The organism is Chryseobacterium paridis (genome assembly GCF_016595215.1).
In the GTDB taxonomy this organism is placed as follows: domain Bacteria; phylum Bacteroidota; class Bacteroidia; order Flavobacteriales; family Weeksellaceae; genus Chryseobacterium; species Chryseobacterium paridis.
The window spans coordinates 341,601-365,062 of sequence record NZ_JAENHK010000001.1; the positions used below are offsets into that span (position 1 = coordinate 341,601).

The 23,462-nt window shown below is 35.1% G+C and carries 20 protein-coding genes; 13 read left to right on the plus strand and 7 right to left on the minus strand.

Annotated elements, in window-relative coordinates; genetic code table 11:
- Positions 1 to 49: 49 nt before the first annotated feature.
- The 3 genes from JHL15_RS01575 to JHL15_RS01585 all read left to right on the plus strand — a co-directional run bounded on the left by JHL15_RS01575 (position 50) and on the right by JHL15_RS01585 (position 2,976).
- Positions 50 to 1,642 carry a SulP family inorganic anion transporter gene (locus JHL15_RS01575; protein ID WP_200241957.1) on the plus strand — a complete coding sequence of 531 codons (1,593 nt, stop codon included), beginning with the start codon at positions 50 to 52 and terminating at the stop codon, positions 1,640 to 1,642.
- Positions 1,643 to 1,698: 56 nt separating this feature from the next.
- Entirely contained in the window at positions 1,699 to 2,334 is a 636-nt protein-coding gene (locus tag JHL15_RS01580) for a carbonic anhydrase (protein ID WP_200241958.1), read from the plus strand.
- Between the two features lie 219 nt (positions 2,335 to 2,553).
- Positions 2,554 to 2,976 carry a hypothetical protein gene (locus JHL15_RS01585; RefSeq protein WP_200241960.1) on the plus strand — a complete coding sequence of 141 codons (423 nt, stop codon included), beginning with the start codon at positions 2,554 to 2,556 and terminating at the stop codon, positions 2,974 to 2,976.
- Positions 2,977 to 3,020: 44 nt separating this feature from the next.
- Here JHL15_RS01585 and pth read toward each other — a convergent pair whose 3' ends face one another.
- The 7 genes from pth to mfd all read right to left on the minus strand — a co-directional run bounded on the left by pth (position 3,021) and on the right by mfd (position 11,619).
- The gene (gene pth, locus JHL15_RS01590) at positions 3,021 to 3,584 is read right to left on the minus strand and encodes an aminoacyl-tRNA hydrolase (protein ID WP_200241962.1); all 564 of its coding nucleotides are present in this window, start codon (positions 3,582 to 3,584) and stop codon (positions 3,021 to 3,023) included.
- Positions 3,585 to 3,669: 85 nt separating this feature from the next.
- Positions 3,670 to 4,599, minus strand: coding sequence for a hypothetical protein (locus JHL15_RS01595; RefSeq protein ID WP_200241964.1), 930 nt, complete (start codon positions 4,597 to 4,599; stop codon positions 3,670 to 3,672).
- A gap of 102 nt (positions 4,600 to 4,701) precedes the next feature.
- Positions 4,702 to 5,589 (minus strand): hypothetical protein, encoded by an 888-nt coding sequence (locus JHL15_RS01600; protein ID WP_200241967.1) that lies wholly within the window; start codon positions 5,587 to 5,589, stop codon positions 4,702 to 4,704.
- A gap of 140 nt (positions 5,590 to 5,729) precedes the next feature.
- Entirely contained in the window at positions 5,730 to 6,473 is a 744-nt protein-coding gene (locus tag JHL15_RS01605) for a hypothetical protein (protein WP_200241970.1), read from the minus strand.
- Positions 6,474 to 6,476: 3 nt separating this feature from the next.
- On the minus strand, positions 6,477 to 7,292 hold the full coding sequence (locus JHL15_RS01610) for a hypothetical protein (RefSeq protein ID WP_200241972.1): 816 nt from the start codon (positions 7,290 to 7,292) through the stop codon (positions 6,477 to 6,479).
- Between the two features lie 3 nt (positions 7,293 to 7,295).
- On the minus strand, positions 7,296 to 8,117 hold the full coding sequence (locus JHL15_RS01615; protein WP_200241974.1) for a hypothetical protein: 822 nt from the start codon (positions 8,115 to 8,117) through the stop codon (positions 7,296 to 7,298).
- A 139-nt stretch (positions 8,118 to 8,256) separates the two neighbouring features.
- The gene (gene mfd, locus JHL15_RS01620) at positions 8,257 to 11,619 is read right to left on the minus strand and encodes a transcription-repair coupling factor (RefSeq protein ID WP_200241976.1); all 3,363 of its coding nucleotides are present in this window, start codon (positions 11,617 to 11,619) and stop codon (positions 8,257 to 8,259) included.
- A 257-nt stretch (positions 11,620 to 11,876) separates the two neighbouring features.
- Here mfd and JHL15_RS01625 point away from each other — a divergent pair, with 257 nt between their 5' ends.
- From JHL15_RS01625 to rnhA, 10 genes are all read left to right on the plus strand, one after another.
- A complete protein-coding gene (locus JHL15_RS01625) occupies positions 11,877 to 12,269 on the plus strand; it encodes a hypothetical protein (protein ID WP_200241978.1) in 393 nt (130 codons plus the stop codon).
- A 183-nt stretch (positions 12,270 to 12,452) separates the two neighbouring features.
- Entirely contained in the window at positions 12,453 to 12,752 is a 300-nt protein-coding gene (locus tag JHL15_RS01630; RefSeq protein ID WP_200241979.1) for a hypothetical protein, read from the plus strand.
- 125 nt (positions 12,753 to 12,877) lie between these two features.
- A complete protein-coding gene (locus tag JHL15_RS01635; protein WP_200241980.1) occupies positions 12,878 to 14,377 on the plus strand; it encodes a GH3 auxin-responsive promoter family protein in 1,500 nt (499 codons plus the stop codon).
- A gap of 69 nt (positions 14,378 to 14,446) precedes the next feature.
- Entirely contained in the window at positions 14,447 to 14,809 is a 363-nt protein-coding gene (locus JHL15_RS01640) for a hypothetical protein (protein WP_200241981.1), read from the plus strand.
- A 92-nt stretch (positions 14,810 to 14,901) separates the two neighbouring features.
- The gene (locus JHL15_RS01645; RefSeq protein WP_200241982.1) at positions 14,902 to 16,137 is read left to right on the plus strand and encodes an MFS transporter; all 1,236 of its coding nucleotides are present in this window, start codon (positions 14,902 to 14,904) and stop codon (positions 16,135 to 16,137) included.
- A gap of 88 nt (positions 16,138 to 16,225) precedes the next feature.
- Positions 16,226 to 16,843 carry a tetratricopeptide repeat protein gene (locus JHL15_RS01650; RefSeq protein ID WP_200241983.1) on the plus strand — a complete coding sequence of 206 codons (618 nt, stop codon included), beginning with the start codon at positions 16,226 to 16,228 and terminating at the stop codon, positions 16,841 to 16,843.
- 11 nt (positions 16,844 to 16,854) lie between these two features.
- Positions 16,855 to 18,933, plus strand: a complete 2,079-nt coding sequence (locus tag JHL15_RS01655; RefSeq protein ID WP_200241984.1) for a T9SS type B sorting domain-containing protein — start codon at positions 16,855 to 16,857, stop codon at positions 18,931 to 18,933.
- 114 nt (positions 18,934 to 19,047) lie between these two features.
- Positions 19,048 to 21,174, plus strand: coding sequence for a T9SS type B sorting domain-containing protein (locus JHL15_RS01660; RefSeq protein ID WP_200241986.1), 2,127 nt, complete (start codon positions 19,048 to 19,050; stop codon positions 21,172 to 21,174).
- 157 nt (positions 21,175 to 21,331) lie between these two features.
- The gene (gene dnaB, locus JHL15_RS01665; protein WP_200241989.1) at positions 21,332 to 22,918 is read left to right on the plus strand and encodes a replicative DNA helicase; all 1,587 of its coding nucleotides are present in this window, start codon (positions 21,332 to 21,334) and stop codon (positions 22,916 to 22,918) included.
- Positions 22,919 to 22,950: 32 nt separating this feature from the next.
- The gene (rnhA, locus tag JHL15_RS01670; RefSeq protein ID WP_200241997.1) at positions 22,951 to 23,427 is read left to right on the plus strand and encodes a ribonuclease HI; all 477 of its coding nucleotides are present in this window, start codon (positions 22,951 to 22,953) and stop codon (positions 23,425 to 23,427) included.
- The last annotated feature ends 35 nt before the right edge of the window (positions 23,428 to 23,462 follow it).

Below are 23,462 nucleotides of genomic sequence, written 5' to 3' on the forward strand. Positions count from 1 at the left end.
TTGACTTATTTAAAGACAAATAGGTTGGTTATATCTCACAGCTTACATCATGAAAAAGACATCATTAATAGGAGGAATCAAGGAGAATTTCCCTTCAGGACTCGTAGTATTTTTAGTAGCACTTCCACTATGTTTAGGAATTGCTTTAGCATCAGGCGCTCCCCCTTTATCCGGAATTATTGCGGGTATTGTAGGAGGTTTGGTAGTAGGAACAATCAGTAATTCAAACATTTCAGTTTCTGGTCCTGCTGCAGGATTAACAGCGATTGTACTAACCGCAATTACTGATCTCGGAGCATTCGAACTTTTCCTTTGTGCAGGAATCATTGCAGGACTTATCCAATTAGTTTTGGGGTTTGTAAGAGCAGGAAGTATTTCCAACTATTTCCCAAACAATGTGATCGAGGGAATGCTTGCCGCAATCGGAATTATCATTATTTTGAAACAGATTCCTCATGCCTTGGGATTTGACAAGGATTACGAAGGCCACGAATCTATTTTTGATAATGGATTGAACTTTGGATATTTCACTGAATTATTTGGAGCAATTCATCCCGGAGCTATTCTTGTTACCTTAGTGTCTGTAGCTATTCTTATCGCATGGGATAAAATCCATGTGCTAAAAAGAATGAAAATGTTACCTGGGGCATTGGTTGCTGTAATTGCTGGTATTGGTTTAAATCAAATATTTAAAATTACAGGAAGCCCTTTGGCCATCCAGACACAGCATTTGGTTTCATTACCTGTTCCCCAGTCTTTGGATGATTTTAAAAACTTGATTACTACACCAGATTTCAATGGCTTTACGAATCCCAAAGTATGGATCGTAGGAGCTACAATTGCTATTGTAGCCTCTATTGAAACACTACTTTGTATTGAAGCTTCTGACAGATTGGATAGACAAAGAAGGATTACAGATACCAATTTAGAATTAAAAGCTCAGGGAATAGGAAACCTCATCAGTTCATTTATTGGTGGACTTCCTATGACTTCAGTTGTAGTGAGAAGTTCTGCTAACGCAAATGCAGGAGCTACCTCTAAAGCATCAACTATAATTCATGGTATCTTCTTATTAATATGTGTGCTTTCTATTCCGGTAATTTTAAACCTGATTCCACTTGCTACATTAGCTGCGGTATTAATTTTAGTAGGATATAAATTAGCAAAACCTGCTACATTTAAGCATTTCTGGCAATTAGGAAAATTCCAGTTTATTCCATTTGTAGCAACTGTTGTTGCAGTTGTAGCAACGGACTTATTAAAAGGAGTCGGAATAGGTCTTGCGATTTCTATTTTCTATATTCTTCAGGGAAATATGAAAAGAGCTTATTATTTAAGTAGAGAAAAACTGGATGATGCAGATGGAATTAACATTAAACTAGCTGAAGAAGTTTCATTTTTAAATAAAGCAGCTATCAAAAAAACACTTAAAAATATAAAACCAAATTCTTCGGTAACCATTGATGCAAGAGATACGTCGTATATTGCAACAGATGTACTGGAAATGATCCAGGACTTTGCCAATATCCGAGCAAAGGAAGAAGATATCAATGTAGAACTTTTGGGCTTCAAAACATCCTACAGAGATTATGAAACCAATCAGGATTCTCATATTTTGGTTACCCACAGAAGAGCTATGTAAGCTCATTTATTAACAATTATTTTTTTTAACTTTAAAATTCAAAACAACTCAATTATATGAAAGCACATACATCTGAAACTCAATCTACGATTACCCCTGAAAAAGCATTAAATTTTTTAAAAGAGGGAAACCAAAGATTTGTAAATAATCTTAAGGCAAACAGAGACCTTCTTGAACAGGTAAATGCTACACGTGAAGGACAATGGCCTTTCGCAGTCGTTTTAAGCTGTATAGATAGCCGTACTTCTGCAGAACTTATTTTTGACCAGGGGCTCGGAGATGTTTTCAGCATCAGAATCGCAGGTAATTTTGTCAATCAAGACATTTTAGGTTCAATGGAATTTGGCTGTAATGTCGCAGGTTCAAAATTAATCGTGGTTTTAGGCCACACAAAATGTGGCGCTTTAAAAGGAGGTCTTGACGCAGCACAAATCGAAGGAATGGGAATGGATAATCTCAACCACCTGATTAACCATTTTGACCCGATCATTAATGACGTGATCCAAGAAAATGAAGAACGCTCATCAAAAAACAGTTCTCTACTAGAAAGATTAAATCAGCAGAATGTAAAAAATGCAATCGAAGATATCCGTAATCAAAGTTCAACGCTTAAAAACCTTGAAAGTGAAGGTAAAATCAAAATCGTTGGAGCAAATTACGATGTTGAAACAGGGGCTGTAACCTGGTTATAAGAGGCTAAAATACTTATATTTTATCTTGACAAAACTAAATGTGAAATACGTTATAAGATAGATAAATTAATTTTTAAATCACATTGGAAGACCATCGAAATCCGGTGGTCTTTTTTATTGTTTACAAGTGGTTTTAATATAGTTTTAACTAAATGTCAATTCTTATACATTTTGAAAATACTTACATTTGACATTCAAAATTGCACGACCAATAAACTTATGAAAACACTGGCAAATACAATTCTGATTGGAACTTTATTTTTCTTAAATGGGCATATAAAAGCTCAAAAGACAGTTAGTGATACACTTGCCTATGCTAGAAAATTTGAGACAAATAAAGAAAAGTATATTGGGAAACCTTTTTCTTTATTGCTAAAAGATATGACCCAACTGCAACCTCAGAAGGCGAAATCGGATATTACAGATAATCAGAGTAATCCTTTACCTAGTACATCATTCAGATTTTCAAATAAAGACATAAACACTGATCATGAGGTCACATTAACTATTAAATGGAAACCAGACACTTCTCCAACTACTCCGATAGAGTTCTTTGAACAGGAGCATACTTATCGTTTTACTGTAAGTGAAAAAAACTTCTTTGAGAAAAAAATAGTGAGAGATATTGTAGTCACTAAATAACAAAACCCCTAAAATAGAGGTTTTATTTATAATCAGGCCAATCTTTATTTACCATTAAAAGCAGACATCGTATTGTTAATTCCTGCAAAAACGAATGATAAACATGCTTTTGAGAATTTTTCAATTCGTTCAGAAAGTTTTTCTTTCTCTTCTTCATTCCAGGTACCTAGAACATAATCAACCTGCCTTCCCTCTGAAAAGTCAGCAGAAATTCCAAAGCGAAGCCTCGCGTAGTTCTGAGTTTGTAATACCTCATTAATATTTTTAAGTCCATTGTGGCCTGCATCAGAACCTTTCATTTTCATCCTTAATGTTCCAAATGGCAACACTAGATCATCTGTAACGATCATTATATTTTCTAAAGGAATATTTTCTTTTTGCATCCAATATTTCACCGCATTTCCAGAAAGATTCATATAAGTATCAGGCTTTAAAACCAACACTTTTCTCCCTTTGTATTTTCCTTCAGCCATCCAACCAAAATTGGTAGTATTAAAAGAAACTTCAAGAGTCTCTGCTATTTTTTCTGCAACTTTGAAACCTATATTGTGACGTGTATTTTCATATTCAGCTCCTTTATTACCGAGCCCTACTATTAAATATTTCATTTGAAATTTTTTGCAAAATTAAGAGATAAAAAATAAAAAACTCAATTCTGTTAGGAATTGAGTTTATATATTATTAAAAGAATTTTTATAAAGGCTTATAAATATAATTGATACCAAATCCTGCTGTCACATAGGTCTGAGGATCATAATGATAATCTGTACTGAAAATAGCCGGCACAGGTATCGGTGTTGTAAGGTCGGTTATCGCCACTCTTTTAGGACTGTTAGGAGAAAGTATCAAACTTCTTCTATCATTCATTTCTGTAGATAAAATAACAGATAACTTATATGCAAAAGGAAGCAATGTATATGCACTTATCTGAGTATCAAAATTGGAATAATCATATCCCAGTTTTTTTGTAGGTGGACTGAACACCCCTCCTGCTATAGTACCATATTGTCTTACAACTTTAGATACATTATCTCCTAAGTAATCATATGTTGTTTCAGAATAATCGGTAAAATTAAATATTGGTCCGGCATCTGGTCCGTTTTGCATCGTAATCTTTGCCAACTTACCTGTCGTAGGACTATAAGCAATATTATAAAGTATTTTAGTCTTTGCTAAAACTGTCCATGGTCCCGGAGGTGTAGTAGGTGGTATTGCTGGCGTTCTATTATAAGTAGTACGACTTTCAGAAATAGTTGTCAGTCTTCCATTATTACCATAGGTGAAAATTTGCTTATACGATGTGCTGTCTGCATCCAGAGTTCCATCATTATCAGAGTCCACAAATCCATTGAACGTAACATTGCTTACATTGTTACCACTGTACTGTATATCTGTAACAGATTTTCCTTTTGAAAGTACCTTGGATAAAAGCAATCCATTATAATGATATTCTGCAATTGTATCTGCATCTGTAATTTCTCTGTACAATGCTCTAGGGCCATTTAAACCAGTATTATTATGTAAGTCAATGAGTGGATTTCCTTCTTCATCAACTAAATCCTTACAAGAATGAATGGAAGAAAAACCGGCTAACAGTAAAATAAAATAGAAAAGTTGTTTCATTTCCAGGGGGGATTATTTATTTTTTCACAAATATAATTTTTTTTTAAACAAAAAGTATATATTTATTCATATTATAATAAAACTAGCAATTAAATTAGCAACCTATAAAGGTTTGTAAATATATTTCTGTAACTGACTTTGATCTGACACCGGATAATTCTGTGAATCATACAAATACGTCTTGGGAGCGGTAATTGCAGGTGCAGGTGGAGGGAAAACAAAGTTTAATGTTGCTGGATTATTTGCAGAAAGGGTGTAAAAGTTAGCTGGATGGAATAAACTCCATACTACAAAAAACGTTTTTGGAAGTGTAGTATATGGATTTATTTTACTGTCATAATTCTGATAATTATAGGTTGCGGAATTAGAATTAGACATATCCGGATTACCATTAGAATCCATAATTCCCATGGTCCAGATAACTTTAGACACATTATCCCCTGAATAAGTGATTACATTTTCAGTAAAACCTGTATAGGTAGATGTCCCTGCCATTTTTTTCTTTTCCAGGATTTTTGAGATCTTTCCTGTAGAATCATAGGAATAAACATAGTCACTTTGAGATACTGTAACCGAACCCATCGTTGTACTGTTTGTAGTCCCTGAAATTTTACCACCTCCATCATAGGTAATATTATAATCATACATTAGACTCCCGGAAGCATTTGACACAAATTTCACCCTTGAGATCTTATTATTGGTATATGTAACATTTCCTGTAATAAAAGAATTGGGACCACTATCATCTTTAAAGATCGCTTTGTCAAGAAAACCTGCGTTAGTTATATACTCTTCATTAACAACATTATTAACGGTAATTTTCTCAAGAATTCTTGGTCCCGTAATCGTTGTTCCACCACCATTTCCATTAGAAGGGTTATTAGGATTATTTTTATTGTTATTAATAGGATCTGCGGTTGTATTATCGCATGACATAAAGAGTCCAAAGAGTGCCAAACTACACACTTTTAAGAAGTAGTTTTTTTTCATAGTTTATTAATTTTCTTAGTCGTCAAATATAATTTATTTTACAATACGTTCTGAAAAAAGAAATTTCAATATTTTTCATCAAAAAAAAATCTAAAAGCAATGCTTTTAGATTTTTAATATTATTAATGTATTTATAAAAATTAATACGGTTGTAATACTTGTGTAGTCAATACTGATTGAGCCATATCATCATTTAAATAAGTCATATTTACTGCTTTTCCAGTACCTAAGGTTCCCGAATTCAGGTTTCTTTTTGTACAAGCAGCCTTAACGCTATAATTATTCTTAGGAGTAAGATTAGTAAGGGTTGCATTAAGATTAAAAATCTTGTTCGTACCATCACCTCCTACCAAAACGTCAGTTCTTACAGCTTTAAGAGTATTATCCACGAAAATACCACAAGCATAACTTATTGAGGATCCAGCATTCGCTGTTTTCTGTGTCGTTGTCTGAAAAGTAAATACAACCTTATTCGTTGCATTAGTTATAGAGAAAGTATCTACTGCTCCTGATAAAACAGTCCATGTTGCATCTAAAGCAGCATTTTCAGCGTAAGGTGCTGTTGATCCATTTGCACCACTAAACGTAGCTCCTACCTTATCAGAAACCGTATTGATAGAAAACAATGCCATACTTCCTTGTCCGTCAGCAATCTTTATGCTTTTCCAATCGTTAGCTACCAAATCGGAATTGTTATGAAAAATCTCTCCAGCATTTCCGGCACTTCCTTTCACAGTATTAGTTCCGCCTGTTCTAAACTCCTTATTTACATTCAAATCTCCGTTAATATCAAGCGTATTCACGGGAGTGTTAGTATTTATACCCACTTGAGCTTTAGATAAACCAATACCTAATAATAATGTTATTAAAAATATTTTTTTCATGATTTAATTTAAAATGGGGTTAAATACTTGAGGGATTTCATATACATCTACTTTTAAAGATGATTGAGCAATAAAGCTATCAATGTTGGTTGCAACATTAATTCCTATCCCTAAGGTAGCGTTGTTTGTATTGTAAGATTGTAATCTTGAACAAGCTACACTGATGTTATGTGTTCCTTTTGTAAGATTTGAAGCAATTCCAATTTGATTATGAGTCAAAAACGTATTACTTGCACTACTCGCTTTAATGTTTCCTTGTCTAAGGTTCACCAATTTATCATCTACAAAAATTCCGCAAGCATAATCAATGGAAGTATCTGTAGCAGCATTTGCCGGAAAGTTAGTATGAACTACCGTTTCAAACTGAAAGTAAGTTTTGCTTTCTGTACTATTCACCTGGAAAGGCTGAGATAAAGAAGTAATCTTTTTAAAATTATTAAAAGTACTGAAGTCACTTCCTTTTACAAAACTAGCAGATCTTGTAGAAGCTGTAGTAGATTCTTGAGTACCCGTGAAAGTAACACCTGTTCTATCTGAGAATGAATTATTAAAGATCAAGTAAAATTGATTAGGTTCATACTCAGGAATTCTAAGCGTTTTCCATATTGGAGGATAACCTTCTCCCTGTGAAACTAATATCTGACCATTAGTCCCCTGAACAAGACTATTGTCTGTTGTATTTAAAACAACCAGTTTATTACGAAGATTTACATCTCCATTTACGTCTAATTTTGCTTTAGGAGTTACTGTTTTTATTCCTATTTGCGCAGAAAGAGAAAGCCCTATTGATAAAAATAGGAATGATAATATATTTTTCATGAATTAATTGGCTTTGTAGGTTACGTATTCAATAATGTCAATCTTTAGATCTGACTCTAAAGTAAATGCATTGGAAACTGTATTGGAATTCGAAATGTTACGTCCAATTGTAAATTGGCTATTAACATCAGAAGTTTCAATTTTCCTACAAGCTACTTCAATTTTCTGAGCTCCTAAAGGAACATTCTGCTCAGTATAATTAAGCGTGAAAATATATTCCTGGAATCCTCCTTTAGCACTATTATTTGTTGTAGAAACCTTGTCAGGTCTTACAGCAACAAGTTTTCCCCCTCTAAATACGCCACATGCAAAGCTTATATTTTGAGAAGTAGTAGCCACAGGAGCTTTCATTTCAATTCCTGACTGAAATTGATAAGTAATCCTATTTCTTGGATTTTTTACCGTAAAATTATTTTCTAGCCCTTCAATCTTTACCCATTTACCTTTTCCTGTATCAGTTACATTATCACCGACCGTACTGGTATAGATGTTATCACCTGCTACACCATTAGATAAAGTTGTAATTCCTTTTTGATCGAGAGACAAGAACGAATTAATTAATTTGTACTGTCCTTCTTCCATAAAAGATACATTGATTGATTTCCAAACCGGAGGTAAATTTTCTCCCTGCGAAACTAAAACTTGTCCGTTTAGTCCGGCATTTCCTACAAGAGCTGGAGTTCCTCCTACTCTTAATTCTTTTCTTAGGGTTGTTTTCCCATTAACGTCGAGAGTCGCGTTCGGGACATTTGTGTCAATTCCCACTTGTGCGTGTACATAGAAGGAACATAGTCCCGCCATGACGAAATATATAGTTTTTTTCATAATAAGCGGTGCAAATGTACAAAATTTTAATACAACCCGCTATTATTTAATTATTTATCTCATAGAAATATGCCTACATATTTATAGAACTCCTTATATCAAAAGGTAGAATTATCTTTAAAACAGGGCAAAAAACAACCTATAACTCCAATATAGATTTCAGTAAAATATTTACTTCATCTACATTTTTCACCTTATCTTTTCGCATCATCAAATTATTTCCTTCTTTCCCCATTTTTTCTTTAAGTTGCGCTTCAGAAGGATTTTGGGTAAGATAATTTATAATATGTCTAAATTTGTCTGTCTGATAAAATTTGTCCTGCGGATTGCTTGGAAAGTATCCTAAAAAGACACCATTTTTCATGACAATCTTTTCAAATCCAATGTCTGCAGCCAACCACTTCAAAGCAACACTTTTTAAAAGATTAACTGCTTCTTTAGGCAAAGGACCAAATCGATCGACAAGCTCTGCCTCAAATTTCTGAAGATCTTTTTCATTATCAATTTCTGCAATTTTCTGATATAGCAATAACCTTTCTTCTGTATTTGATATATAAAAGTCAGGAAGCATAAGTTCCAGATCCGTATCAATATTAACCTCTTTTACAGATTTGAAAAGTTTTTGTCTGTCCTCTTCATTTTCAAATAAGTTTTCAAAATCTTCATCGTCTTTTAACTCCTCTAATGCCTCCTGCATTAGTTTCTGATAGGTTTCAAATCCCATTTCGTTTATGAATCCACTTTGCTCAGCACCCAACAAATCCCCGGCTCCTCTGATTTCCAAATCTTTCATTGCAATTTGAAAACCGCTTCCTAAATCGGAAAACTGTTCTATAGCCTCTAATCGTTTTCTGGCATCAGAAGTCATCATATCATAAGGCGGAGTGATCAGAAAACAAAAAGCTTTTCTATTGCTTCTTCCTACCCTTCCTCTCATCTGGTGAAGATCAGCCATACCAAATCTTTGAGCATCATTAATAAAAATAGTATTGGCATTCGGAACATCCACTCCACTTTCTACGATAGTCGTTGAAACAAGCACATCATATTTACCTTCCATAAAATCCAGTACATTTTTCTCCAGCTGCTTTCCCTCCATTTGACCATGCCCTGTAATTACACGGGCATCAGGAACCAATCTTTGGATCAGCCCTGCTATATCTTTTAGGTTTTCAATCCTGTTATTAATGAAATATACCTGCCCGTCTCTTTGTAGTTCATATGAAACGGCATCGCGCAAAATCTCTTCATTAAAACCAATGATCTGAGTATCTACAGGTTGCCTGTTTGGCGGCGGTGTTTTAATAACCGATAGATCCCTTGCAGCCATTAAAGAGAATTGTAGCGTTCTTGGAATAGGTGTAGCCGTTAAAGTAAGGGTATCTACATTACTTTTTAATGTTTTCAATTTATCTTTAACAGAAACTCCAAATTTATGCTCCTCATCAATGATCAGCAATCCCAGATCTTTAAATTTGACACTACTGCTTGCCAATTGATGTGTTCCTATTATAATATCTACCTTTCCATTTTTCAAACCTTCCAACGCTTCAGATTTTTGTTTTGCTGTTCTGAATCTGTTTACATAGGAAACAGTAACCGGAAAATCTTTTAATCTCTCCTTGAAACTTCTGTAATGCTGGAAAGCCAAAATAGTTGTCGGAACCAAAACAGCCACCTGCTTCCCATCTGTTGCAGCTTTAAATGCAGCTCGGATCGCTACTTCAGTTTTACCAAAACCAACATCCCCACATACCAGACGATCCATCACAGTACTGGCCTCCATATCTGCCTTCACATCGATGGTTGCCTTCTCCTGATCCGGAGTATCTTCATAGATAAAACTAGCCTCCAGCTCGTTCTGTAAATAAGAATCAGGAGTATAAGCAAATCCCTGAGCCGTTTTCCTTTGAGCATAAAGTTTTATGAGGTCAAAAGCAATCTGCTTTACCTTCGCTTTCGTCTTCTGCTTCAAAGACTTCCAGGCTGGTGAACCTAATTTACTTAAAACGACCTCCTTTCCATCTGGTCCATTATATTTAGATATCTTATGTAAAGAATGGATACTTACATATAATAAATCTCCATTTTTATAGGTTAGTTTAAAACATTCCTGGATTTTCCCATCATTATTTACCTTTACCAATCCCATGAACTTACCAATCCCATGGTCGATATGAGCAATATAATCTCCAATCTTTAAAGACATCAGGTCCTTTAAAGTGAGCTGTTCAGATTTTGCAAAGGTGTTTTTGGCCTTATATCTCTGGTAACGGTCAAAAATCTGGTGGTCAGTGTAGACAGAAATTTTATGGTGATTGTCCACAAACCCTTCATGAAGTTCGGATTTAAAACTTTTGAAAACCGTTTTATGCTCAAGTTCCTCAAAAATAGACTCCAATCTTTCTTTTTGCTTTTCTGTTGAAAAAGAAATCCATGTATCAAAACCACTACTTTGTTTTTCTTCAAGGTCTTCGATCAGTAATTCAAAATTTTTATGAAAAGAAGGTTGAGGAGTCTGATCTATATTAATATCAAAAGTTTTCAGCTCATCAATCGCAACACTGGTAAAATCAATTGTTTTAAATTTTTTATAATCAAATAAAAATTCCTGATCAGAAATAAATAGCTCCTGTGGAATCCGGTGAGCAATATCTTTGCTTAGCGTTTCATATTTTTCCAGTGCCTTCTCATAAAAAGATTTTATCTTTTGTAATCCTACAACTCCATTTCTGGAAACAACAAAACTCTCTTTCGGCAAAAGCTGAAGCAAGGAAACTTTAGTTCCAGACACTGAAAAGTTCATATTTGAAACCAGCTGAAACTCTTTTACCTTATCAATTGAAAGTTGGGTTTCAATATCAAATGTCTTGATATTTTCTACTTCATTTCCAAAGAATGTTATTCTATAAGGTTTTTCATAAGAGTAAGAAAAAACATCTACAATCCCACCACGCACGGAGAATTCTCCTGGTTCAGATACAAAATCCGCCTGTTGAAACTGATAATGGGAAAGCAGCTCGTCTACAAAATCAAAATCCAACTGATCACCTACTTTTATGTGATGCGAAATTGCTTTGAAATCTTCTTTCTTAAGCACCTTTTCTGATAAGGCGCCAGCATATGCAACGATTACTTTCGGGGATTTACCTGAGTTGATCTTATTTAAAACCTCTGTCCTTAAAACAAGATTAGCATTCTGAGTTTTTTCTACCTGATAGGGCTCGAGATGGGTTGCTGGAAAATAAAGAACTTTATCCTTTCCTAACAAGTCTTCTATTTCCGTATTGGCATATAGGGCATCCTCTTTATCATCTACCAAATAAAGAATATTTTTCTTTTGTGTAAGGAAAAGCTCCGCTACAAAAACGGAAGCTGAAGAACCTGCACTTCCCTTTACAGAAATATGCTGATGAGCTTCCAGTTGGGTGAAAATCTCTTTTCCAAATTCTTTTTGTAATAAATCCGGAAGAAACTTCTCGTGGATGGGTTTTAACTGCATAAGTAATAATGGTGTAAACGACAAAATCGATTTCGGGAGTTCTCCGAAACCGTTCAAGACTTTATACAAAGGTAACCATATTTTTTTCTAATTAAAAAAATTACGAATTATTCAAAAAACAAAATAAACAACCCGTAATCAAACAAATAATAACACTTTGCCAATTTATCTAATTAAAAGTTAAAAAAAGTATCATTTTACTTCATGGCATAATGTTTGAAAAACTGTTTAACACTAAACACTAAAAAAATAGTATTATGAAAAAAGCAATTAAGATTTTAGGAATTTGCATGCTGGTATTTGGCCTTTTCACAATAGCATCATGTAGCAGAGACGATGATCCGGCAAATAATGACTTCTTTGCAGGCACCTACCGTGGAAGTGTTTCTTATAATGATGGAGGCTCAACGAATACAAGTACCGATAACGGAAGTGTATTTGTTACCAAAATAGCAAGTGGAACAAAATATAATTTTGCATTCTCCAATGGAATCCCAAACCTTAATGGAATTGAATTCGAAAAAAAGGGAGATAACAGTTTAGTTATGATTGGGTCAACAGCTACATCATATATAAGAATAGACAATAATGAACTGAAAATCCTTTACATTAAAGATGGAAAAACGTGGACTGCAAATTGTACACGATAAAACAAAATATTCTTTTTTTTCATCAAACCTGCCTTTACACTAGAGGCAGGTTTTTCTTTGTATAACCACGATCTTTAATCTTTTTTTAATCTGTAATAAACTTTAGTTAAGTTTCTAGAGGCTAGATTTTTCAGCCTGATTTTTGTATACCTTTACTTAGCAAAACAAAATAATATAATCCCTATGAAAAAATTACTAACAGCAATGTCACTAGTCTTAGGATTAGGCCTTGCTACTGCTCAGCAAACTGCTCCGGCAACGGCTACCAAAACTACTCAGCAGGCTCCAAAAACTTTGAAAGCTCAGGAAGCTCCAAAAACTCTAAAAGCAGCTGAAGTAAAAACAGCAAAACCAGCAGTTGCCTCTACCTCTGCGGATGGAATGAAAATGAAGAAAGACGGAACTCCAGACAAAAGGTATAAAGCAAACAAACATTTAAAAAAAGACGGCACACCTGACAAAAGGTACAAAGCCAACAAGTAAACTCAACATATAGTTGTTATTTTCATAATCAAATTTCGAAGAACCGATGAACTCATCATCGGTTTTTTTTATTTCATATTTCATAAAATGCTATCAGATTCTTTAGTTATTTATAAATTTGAACCATGTTAAGTTTCCTTAAGAAAAATATAGCACTTGCATGGGCAAAAAAACATGTCCAAAAAGCAAAAGAATTCAAGAATAATCCGGAAAGAGACCAGGAAAAGTTACTTTTATCCTTGATTGCCACCGCAAAAAAAACGCTGTTTGGAAGAGAACATCAATTTGAAAATATTCGATCCATTACAGATTTTCAGCAAAATGTTCCAATAGCTGACTATGAAGATCTAAAACCGTATATCGAAAGGGTAAAAAAAGGACAATCCAATATCCTTTGGACAGACACACCAGAGTACTTTGCAAAAACTTCAGGAACAACTTCAGGATCAAAATATATCCCAATCTCAAAAGAAGGAATGCCTTACCAGATAGCAGGAGCCCAAAGCGCCTTATTTCATTATATTTCTAAAAAAGAAAACGCCAACTTTGTCACAGGAAAAATGATTTTTCTGCAGGGGAGTCCCATATTGGAGGAAGTTTATGGAATAAAAACAGGAAGACTTTCCGGGATCGTTGCACACCATATACCCAACTACCTTCAAAAAAGCCGCCTTCCGAGTTGGGAAACTAACATTATAGATGATTGGGAAACAAAGGTTGATAAAATTGTAGAAGAAACTGAAAAAGAAAACATGACCCTAATTTCGGGAATCCCACCCTGGTTAATCATGTATTTCGAAAAACTGAATGAAAAGCATGGTAAAAAAATCAAAGAGCTTTTCCCCAATCTGCAACTTATCGTTACCGGTGGCGTAAATTATGAACCCTATCGTGATAAAATGGAAGATCTCATGGGTGGAGATGTTGACATTATTCAAACCTTTCCCGCTTCTGAAGGATTTTTCGCATTTCAGGATGATTACACCAAAGAAGGCCTTCTCCTTCTGACAAACCATGGTATTTTTTACGAATTTGTCCCTTTGGAGGAATACGGAAAGCCTGGCGCAAGAAGGCTAACCTTAAAAGATATCGAGCTTAACAAAGACTATGCTTTAATCCTCACCACCAATTCAGGACTATGGGCTTATTCGATTGGAGATGTTGTCAGGTTTATCGATAAAAAACCTCATCGGATCTTGGTAAGTGGAAGAACCAAACATTTCACTTCTGCCTTTGGTGAGCACGTTATTGCATTTGAAGTGGAGGAAGCTATGAAAGCTACCTTAGAGAAATATTCTGCACAAATCACTGAATTTCATTTGGCTCCTCAGGTAAATCCAGCTGAGGGACTTCCTTTTCATGAATGGTTTATTGAGTTTGAAAAAGAACCGGCTGATCTTCAAATTTTCAGAGATGAGCTGGATGAGCAGCTTAGAAAACGAAATAACTACTATGATGACCTTATTTCAGGAAATATTTTACAGAAATTACATATCAGTCGTTTGAGAAAAAATGCATTTCATGAATATGCAAAATCCCAGGGGAAACTTGGAGGTCAAAATAAAACCCCTAGATTAGCAAACGATAGAAAAATTGCCGATTTATTGGAAATCTATAAATTTTAACCATATTTTTTCAATTCAAAAAACATATATTCAAAAAAAATTATAAATTTGAAAAACTAAATAAAAATAATGAAAGCATCTGTACTTTTAAAATCATCTCTATTGACCTCTCTATTTTTAATTTCTTCTTGTGCGACTACTAAATACAGCGAAGATGTTTCAAAAAATAATTACTCTAATTTAGAAGCAGGAAGAATTTACATTGTCACTATGAAAGACGGTTCTAAAAAACAAAAAATGTTATTCCGCAATATACAAGGTGACAACATTATTGGAACTGCAGGAAAAAAAGACAGTACAGAAGTGATTATTCCTAAAGCAAATGTTGCAGCAGTTAAAGACAGATCAAGAGCCAGAGTAGCAGGAGGAGCTGTATTAATAGGAGCTGCAGCCGCCGCTGCCATTGTAGTGAGCGCTTCAAGAGCCGACTAAATAGATTTTATCTTTCAAAATACATTTGATTTATCATTTGAAAAATCAACTTCTGAGTAGCTCTAAATAAATATTTAGAGCTACTTTTGCGTATGATTTCCTTTACTCCGTTACAAACACTAAAAAATTTTGAATTCAGAAATCTACTTACCGGAAGATTTTTCATTGTTTTAGCCTTCAGAATGCTTGCGACCTTATTAGGATGGTGGGTATATCAATTAACAAAAGACCCATTTTCCATTGGACTCATAGGTCTTTCAGAAGTTATTCCAGCTGTAAGCTGCGCATTGTACGCTGGACATGTGATTGACATGAATGAAAAGAAGAGGCTTTTGCTTATATGTACCTATGCATATATCTTTCTCATAGGATTGTTACTTATTCCTGCCTTTTTTAATGTTGAAATGCACTTCACAGGCCATCAGATCACCTATTACATATATAGTGTGATTTTTTTTACGGGAATAGCAAGAGCTTTTATCGGCCCCATTGTTCCATCAATGATCCCCAAGATTGTTAAAAAAGAAAACTTACCTAACGCTGTAACACTTAATCAGGCAACTTTTTTGATTTCCTCGGTTTGTGGCCACGCAATAGGTGGTTTTTTAATTGGTTATTTTGGTGTAAAATGGACTTTGATTGTGATCATTTCTCTTATCTTCATTGCGTCATTATTTTTCTGGCAACTTAAAAAGCAACATTCTGAATATAAAAAAGGAAATATAAGTGTCATAGAAAGTATGAGAGAAGGCGTTTCTTACATATTCAAAACCAAAGAAATTCTAGGTGCACTTTGTTTGGATATGTTTGCTGTTCTTTTTGGAGGTGCGGTCGCCATGATTCCCGTATACGCAACTGATATACTTAAAGTTGGTGCGGAAGGTTTCGGTCTGTTAAATGCAGCATCTGATATTGGCTCCATGTGCATCATTACTATTCTATCACTTATCCCGCTAAGGAAAAACCAGGGCAAAATACTGCTTGCTGTTGTTACAGGGTTCGGACTTTGTATCATCGGATTTGGATTATCCAATATATACTGGCTTTCATTCATGTTCCTGGTATTAAGTGGAATGCTGGATGGCATTTCCGTTGTCATACGTGGAACAATTGTACAATTGAAAACACCAGATCACATAAGGGGACGTGTCCTGAGTGCCAATTCAATATTCATTATGTCCAGTAATGAAATGGGACAATTTGAAAGTGGATTATCTGCAAAGCTTCTGGGAGTCGTACGTTCTGTAATATTTGGAGGAAGTATGACAGTCCTTATTGCATTGATTGTTGGAAGCACAAATCCAAAATTAAGAAAAATGCAATATTAAATACATATTTACCGTTCTATTAAATAAATCTTAAAAACATTAATTGAAGGTTAATAATTTTTTATATTTGTCGTATAAAATCCCCCTTATGAAAAAATTTCTACTAATTTTAGGCTTCTTCGTGGTTGGTTCTTGGGCGAACGCTCAGTCCTACTCAGAAAAAGACTTTCAACAATCTGTTTTACAAATCAATACAGCCAAAACAAAAAGTGATTATGACAACCTTTTTCAGAAATTTTCCAAATTTACCGGAAATAAAACTTCTGAAAGATGGGAAGCATATTATTATGCTGCTGTATCTATGTATCTTAAAATAGAAGGACAATTGAACCAAACAGTTCATGAAGATCTTCCAGGAGGCAATGCTGTTGCCAGAAAATTTGCCAAAGGAGCACTCAACTCCCAGCAGGATAATGCAGAAGCTAATATTTTACTTGGATTGATATACTTTCAAAAAATGCAGATCAATGGATCTCAAGACCCTCAGGACATGGAAGTCATTACGAAATCTATTGCAAAAGCTGAAGCAGCTTCACCTAACAACCTTAGGCTTGCTATTCTAAAAGCAAGATTAAAAGAAAAATCAGGTGATAAAGCGAATGCTGAAAAATTGCTTCAAAAAGCAGCAAGCGGATTTGATAGCAAAAATTCTACAGGCAAACCTTCACCTACATGGGGTAGACAGTTAATTCAAGTAAAAAATTAAAATTGATCAAAATGAAAAAAATTCTACTTATTTTTCTGATAATTATTTCTCAGATAAGTTTTGCTCAAAATAGCTCTGATTGTGGCGGAAATGTTCAGGTTTGTGGAAATACTCCTATTTCTTTCACACCTACCGGCCCAGGAGATGTACTTGAAAGCTTAGGAGGTTGTCTTAGTAACGAACACTTCTCAATCTGGTATACATTCACTATTGCTTCATCTGGTACATTAACATTTAATATAGATCCAAATGTTTTTGCTGACGATTATGATTGGGCCGTATACGGTCCGGATGTTACATGTAGTAATTTAGGAACTCCGATAAGATGTAATTATTCTGGCGCTGATGGTCCTACAGGATTAAACATGACTGCTACCGGCACATCTGAAAACGCCGGAGGACCTCCATTCTGCTCTTACATGAACGTTGTAGCAGGACAAACATATTATCTCATTGTTGATAACTTCTCTTCTAGTGCCAATGGTTTTGTACTATCCTGGGGAGGAACAGCTACTTTAGTATCTCCTTTTAACAGTGCTTATCAACCATATCCTTTTATGGAACCTGGAAGTCCGGGGGCAAATCCTAATGACCCTAGAGAAGTTATTATATGTGAGGATCCTGCAATTTTTAATTTCACTACGTTATCTGCAGGAATTATAAATAATAATCCTAATTTCTCGGTATCATATTATAAAAATTCAAATGATGCGATATCTGGTAATAGCCCAATAACAACTCCGATAGCTGTAAATACCACAGATATATATTACTATGCAATTACCTATGCAGTTCCCGGTGCTCCTGCGACCGCGATCAACAGGTGTAGAATTCCTGGTAAGTTTAAATTTATACAGCGAGCCATTACAGGAAAGGATGTTACTTTAACGGAATGCAACAACAATAATGCAGGTACTGCGGTATTTGATCTGACCACTGCTGATGTTATTGCAGACCCTACGGTTACAAAGAAATATTATCCAACACTTACAGACCTTAATGCAGGAACTAATGAAATTACAAATCCATATCAGTATACTTCCGCTGGCGGACCTGTATATGTTTTAATAACATCAACAGCAGGGTGTACTGCCATTGCAAAAATCACATTAGCTTTCCATCCGGTAGTCGTTGTAAATGAAGCAACGTTAAGATCATGTTTCATTGAATCAAATCCATCTACAGCTTCATTTGATCTTACGGCGGCCAATGTAACTGGTACTGGGACAGGAATGACAAAGAAATACTACCCATCACCAACTGATGCAGTAAACCAAACCAATCAGATCACTACACCTACAGCTTATATTGCTCCAAATGGCTATGTCTATGTAAGAGTAACAAACGGAAATGGCTGTTATACAGTAGCTAAAATTACATTAATTGTGCTACCACCGGTAAAATCTACAGTTTTGGTTGATAAAATCATCTGTATGGAGGATAAAACAACATTAGATGCTGGTCCAGGCTTTGTTTCTTATCTCTGGAGTACAGGAGCAACTACTCAGAAAATCACCGATGTAGCAGTTGGTACTTATTGGGTAAAATTGAAAACAGGAGAATGTGTTACAACACAAACAGTAACAGTTTTCCCTTCAGAACAACCTGTAATATCCAATATAGATATTTCAACCAATACCATTACAGTTACAGTTAACGGAGGAACTCCTCCATACAAGTATTCACTGGACAATATCAATTGGCAAGACTCTAATGTATTCAATAATATTCCTAGAGGAGACAGCCAAATATATGTAAAGGATGCTTATGATTGTGACCCTATTGATGTTACAGTAGTCGTTCCAAATCTAGTCAATGTGATAACACCAAATAATGATGGTATTAATGACGTGATAGACTATTCAGCGCTGGCTGGCAAACAGAATTTAGTATTAAGTATTTTTGATAGATATGGTGCTAAAATTTTCCAGGCAGATAAAACAAATGGTTACAAATGGGACGGTTCTTCCAATGGAGGTAAAAAAGTTTCAACCGGAACTTATTGGTACTCTGTAACCTGGAATGAGAATGATAAGAAAAATACTCCTATCAAATTCTCAAGCTGGATTATGGTAAAAAACAGAGAATAATTATATTTCTTGATAAAAACCGCTTGAAAAAGCGGTTTTTATCAATTCATACGAATAATAAAGTAATAACTTTGTTATTTTCGCTATTTTTGTTACATAAAAATTCATTTTAAAATGAGAAAATTCCTACTTCTTTTTATTTTATTTTTATCTCAATTATATTTTTCACAATCGGATTGTATTACAGCAATTCCTGTTTGTGGAAACTCAAACATTTCCTATCAACCGACAGGTTCAGGAACTGTAGTTGATATACCCGCTCCCCCAGATAATGTTCCCGATTACCTTTGCCTTAAAGGCGGTGAAAAATATTCCGTTTGGTATTCATTTACTATAGCTACTTCAGGTACATTAACCTTTGAGATAACTCCAAATACGGACCCAAATCTTCCACCAAATGACCCTAACAATAATGCCGCAGATTATGACTGGGCCGTATGGGGCCCAAGCCCGACATGTGGAAATCTTGGAGCTCCGGTAACTTGTAACTTTGCCCCACGGAGTGGCCTTTGGCCTTATCCTACAGGCTTATCAGCCAGCCCCCCAAATGCACCCAATGGAGGCTATAATCCACCAATGAATGTTACCGCAGGTGAAACCTATGTATTATTAGTAAGTAACTATAGTACCAATGTATTTGGATTTTCTTTAACATGGGGAGGCACAGCTACTTTAGCTTCTGCATTCACTGACCCCGCACTTACTCCATTTCCTTTCATTGCTCCTGGCGTTCCTGGTCCTACTCCAACCTCTCCTAATGAAATCATAAGGTGTTCTTTGCCAACAATGTTTGATTTTAGCTCCTTATCAACTGGTATTATCAATGGCAATCCTAACTTTTCAGTTACTTACCATTTAAATGTCAATGACGCGGTCACAGGAAATGCTCCAATTACGGCACCAATAATGGTAAACGATACAGACATTTACTATTATCGATTAAAGTATACAGATCCTGCGGACCCAGACAACCCAATTAATGGGTGCTTTCAAACAGGAAAATTCAAATTCAGAGAAGGTCCAATTGTCGCGAGAGATGATATTATTTACTCCTGTAATAATAATGGCGCAGGAACTGCAACATTCAATCTTACACTGGCGAATAATTATTCTGGAACTGCAACATATAAATATTATCCAACACTTGCTGATTTAAATGCTGGAACCAATCAGATTTCAACCCCTAATGCATATGTTTCTGTAGAAAAAACAGTCTATGTAAAAATTACAACTCCCGAGAATTGTACAGCTACTGCTTCTATTACACTAAAATTCCATCCAGTTGTAGTTGTTAATGATGCTACTCTTGAGTCTTGCTATATTGATACTAATATTTTAACAGCTGCATTTGACTTAACAACAGCTAATGTTTCAAGCCAAAGTCCAATTACTAAGAAATTTTATGCAACATTGGCAGATGCTGTTAGCGGAAGTAATCCAATAGCAAACCCAACAGCTTATATCTCCGTCAATGGGACTGCATATGTAAGAGTATTTGATGCCAATATGTGTTATGCTATTGCAAAAATTACACTTAAGGTTCTACCACCAGTAAAATCTGCGGTTTTAAAAGATGTTACTATTTGTTTGGAAGATAAAGCTACGTTAGATGCCGGTCCTGGTTTTGATGGATATGAATGGAGCACCGGAGCAACAACGCAATCAATTACCAATGTACCTGTGGGATCTTATTGGGTTAAATTAAAAACCGGAAAATGTTTTACATTACAACAAGTGAACGTAAAGGCTTCTCAGCAACCAGTGATTAGCAGTCTAGATATTTCAAATAATACCATAACGGTAAATGTTTCCGGAGGAACTCCACCTTACAAATATTCATTGGATGGTATCAACTGGCAGGATTCTAATGTATTCACAGGACTTCCAAGGGGAGAAAACAAAATATATGTTGTAGACTCTTTTGACTGTACACCTATTGACATTCAGGTAACCGTTCCTAATCTAATTAATGCTATTACTCCTAACGGGGATAATGTAAATGATTACGTCGATTATTCAGAATTAGGATATAAGAAAAACTTGGTTTTCATTGTTTATGACAGATATGGAAATAAATTATATGAAGCTGATAAAACAAGAGGTTACAGATGGGATGGTACTTCCGGTGGTAAGAAAATTCTTACAGGAACTTATTGGTATACTATTTCATGGAATGAAAATGATAAAAACAATACCGAAACGAAATACAGTGGATGGATATTGGTAAAAAACAGAGAATAATTTAAATAATTAATAAAATCTAAAAAATCACCTCAAAATTGAGGTGATTTTTTTATCAACATATCTTATCTTTTGTTAGTGGTATTTTGTTACCCATTACGGATAATTTGTTGAATACTATTTTCCAATTATTTTTTAAATAAACTATCTTTGCAAAATGGCGCAGAAAGAAACATTATCATCTCTTACACACGGAAACTTTGCGAAAGAATTGTCAATTGCTGATGGAAAAATGCCTCCTAATGCGGTGGATTTTGAAAGATTGATTATAGGAACTTTTTTAATTGATAAAAAAGGGCTTGACCATTCTATCGACCTACTTACTCCAGAGGTGTTTTATGACCCAAGACATCAGGTTATCTTTGGTACCATTTTAAAACTATATGAAGCCAACCACCCTGTTGATTTGATGACCATTATACAGGACTTAAAAAAAGAAGACAAATTAATTTTAGCTGGTGGTGATCATTATATTATAGATCTGACGATGGGGGTAAGCTCTTCTGCCCACATAGAATACCATGTTCGTGTCATTCTTGAAAAGTATATTCTAAGAAGTTTGATTAATGTTTCTGCCAATGTTATCGATTCTTCTTATAAAGAATCAACGGATGTTTTTGAATTGTTAGACAAAGCAGAGCAATCATTTTTTGAGATCACTAATGGAACAATCAAAAAGGGATTTGATACAGCAAACTCATTAGTAAAACAAGCTATCGATACTATTAAATCTTTAAAAGATAAAGAAGGTCTTTCTGGAGTACCTTCAGGATTTAGAGATGTAGATAAAGAAACCGGAGGATGGCAAAACTCTGACCTTATTATTATTGCGGCACGTCCGGCAATGGGTAAAACAGCCTTTCTTCTTTCTATGGCCCGAAATATTGCAGTAGGACATAAAATACCTATGGTTCTTTTCTCTCTCGAGATGGCATCAGTGCAGTTGATCACAAGGATGATCGCGTCAGAAACAAGAATTTCTTCAGAAAAATTAAGAAAAGGAACTCTGGATGATGAAGAGTGGCAAAGGCTATTCTCTAATGTATCAGAACTAGAAAACGCACCTCTTTTTATTGATGAGACTCCTTCACTTTCCATATTCGACTTCCGTGCAAAATGCCGAAGACTGGTTATGCAACACGGCGTTAGACTTATCATGGTTGACTACCTTCAGCTAATGACTGCCGGAGGTGGTGGAAAAGGTACAGGAAACCGAGAGCAGGAGATATCCATGATTTCCCGTTCATTGAAAGCAATCGCTAAAGAATTAAATGTTCCCGTAATTGCCCTTTCACAGCTTTCGAGAAGTGTGGAAACCCGTCCTGGAAAAAGACCTCAACTTTCTGACTTAAGGGAATCCGGAGCTATCGAGCAGGATGCGGATATTGTATCTTTTATTTTCAGACCAGAATATTATAAAATTGCAGTTTGGGATAATGATGAAGAAGGACAGGAAACTTCTACAGAAAATCAAGCTGAACTTATCATTGCAAAACATAGAAATGGTGCCACAGCAGATGTAAGACTATCTTTCTTGAAACATTTCGCAAAATTCGGGGATGTAGAAGCAGCTATGGGTGGGGCTCCTGGATACCCATCTAACTTCAATTCTAATGAGCCAAGCGGATTTGATAAAATAAAAACGACAATTCAACCTGGAGCAGCATTTGACCTTCCGGATAATTCTCAGCTTTCCGGATCTTCAATGAATGATTTTGATGATGATGATGATTTCCCATTTTAAAATGATAAAATATCTTTACAAGATCTGAAATTTTGAGAATCGAAATATATACTGATGGAGCATGTAGTGGAAATCCTGGAAAAGGAGGTTATGGGATTCTCATGCGTGTTCCTGAAAAAAATTATCAAAAGACTTTTTCTAAAGGGTTCCGAAAGACGACCAACAACAGAATGGAACTTCTGGCTGTAATTACAGCTCTCGAAAAACTGAAGTCTACAGATAATGATATCCATGTTTTTACCGACAGCAAATATGTCGCAGATGCTATTAATCAAAATTGGATTACCGGCTGGATAAAAAGAGGCTGGAAAAATGTAAAGAACCCTGATCTTTGGAAAAGATTCGTTGAACTCTATAATCTACATACTCCCAAAATGCATTGGATAAAAGGTCATGCAGGCCATTTTGAAAATGAATTATGTGATAAACTGGCAGTAGCAGCTGCTGCTTCCTCAAATTTAGAAGTTGATACCTTTTTTGAAAACCTCGAAAATAATTCCCTTTTTTAATTAAAAATAAGCAATCCACTTTGTCTTTTTAATTC

Excerpts from the sequence above, each read along its gene's own strand:
- JHL15_RS01610 (WP_200241972.1), bottom strand. The coding sequence starts at position 7,292 with ATGAAAAATATATTATCATTCCTATTTTTATCAATAGGGCTTTCTCTT.
- pth (WP_200241962.1), bottom strand. The coding sequence starts at position 3,584 with ATGAAATATTTAATAGTAGGGCTCGGTAATAAAGGAGCTGAATATGAA.
- JHL15_RS01580 (WP_200241958.1), top strand. The coding sequence starts at position 1,699 with ATGAAAGCACATACATCTGAAACTCAATCTACGATTACCCCTGAAAAA.
- JHL15_RS01645 (WP_200241982.1), top strand. The coding sequence starts at position 14,902 with ATGATTTCCTTTACTCCGTTACAAACACTAAAAAATTTTGAATTCAGA.
- JHL15_RS01655 (WP_200241984.1), top strand. The coding sequence starts at position 16,855 with ATGAAAAAAATTCTACTTATTTTTCTGATAATTATTTCTCAGATAAGT.
- JHL15_RS01640 (WP_200241981.1), top strand. The coding sequence starts at position 14,447 with ATGAAAGCATCTGTACTTTTAAAATCATCTCTATTGACCTCTCTATTT.
- JHL15_RS01635 (WP_200241980.1), top strand. The coding sequence starts at position 12,878 with ATGTTAAGTTTCCTTAAGAAAAATATAGCACTTGCATGGGCAAAAAAA.
- JHL15_RS01630 (WP_200241979.1), top strand. The coding sequence starts at position 12,453 with ATGAAAAAATTACTAACAGCAATGTCACTAGTCTTAGGATTAGGCCTT.
- JHL15_RS01585 (WP_200241960.1), top strand. The coding sequence starts at position 2,554 with ATGAAAACACTGGCAAATACAATTCTGATTGGAACTTTATTTTTCTTA.
- mfd (WP_200241976.1), bottom strand. The coding sequence starts at position 11,619 with ATGCAGTTAAAACCCATCCACGAGAAGTTTCTTCCGGATTTATTACAA.
- JHL15_RS01605 (WP_200241970.1), bottom strand. The coding sequence starts at position 6,473 with ATGAAAAAAATATTTTTAATAACATTATTATTAGGTATTGGTTTATCT.
- JHL15_RS01615 (WP_200241974.1), bottom strand. The coding sequence starts at position 8,117 with ATGAAAAAAACTATATATTTCGTCATGGCGGGACTATGTTCCTTCTAT.
- JHL15_RS01595 (WP_200241964.1), bottom strand. The coding sequence starts at position 4,599 with ATGAAACAACTTTTCTATTTTATTTTACTGTTAGCCGGTTTTTCTTCC.
- JHL15_RS01650 (WP_200241983.1), top strand. The coding sequence starts at position 16,226 with ATGAAAAAATTTCTACTAATTTTAGGCTTCTTCGTGGTTGGTTCTTGG.
- JHL15_RS01600 (WP_200241967.1), bottom strand. The coding sequence starts at position 5,589 with ATGAAAAAAAACTACTTCTTAAAAGTGTGTAGTTTGGCACTCTTTGGA.
- JHL15_RS01660 (WP_200241986.1), top strand. The coding sequence starts at position 19,048 with ATGAGAAAATTCCTACTTCTTTTTATTTTATTTTTATCTCAATTATAT.
- JHL15_RS01625 (WP_200241978.1), top strand. The coding sequence starts at position 11,877 with ATGAAAAAAGCAATTAAGATTTTAGGAATTTGCATGCTGGTATTTGGC.
- dnaB (WP_200241989.1), top strand. The coding sequence starts at position 21,332 with ATGGCGCAGAAAGAAACATTATCATCTCTTACACACGGAAACTTTGCG.
- JHL15_RS01575 (WP_200241957.1), top strand. The coding sequence starts at position 50 with ATGAAAAAGACATCATTAATAGGAGGAATCAAGGAGAATTTCCCTTCA.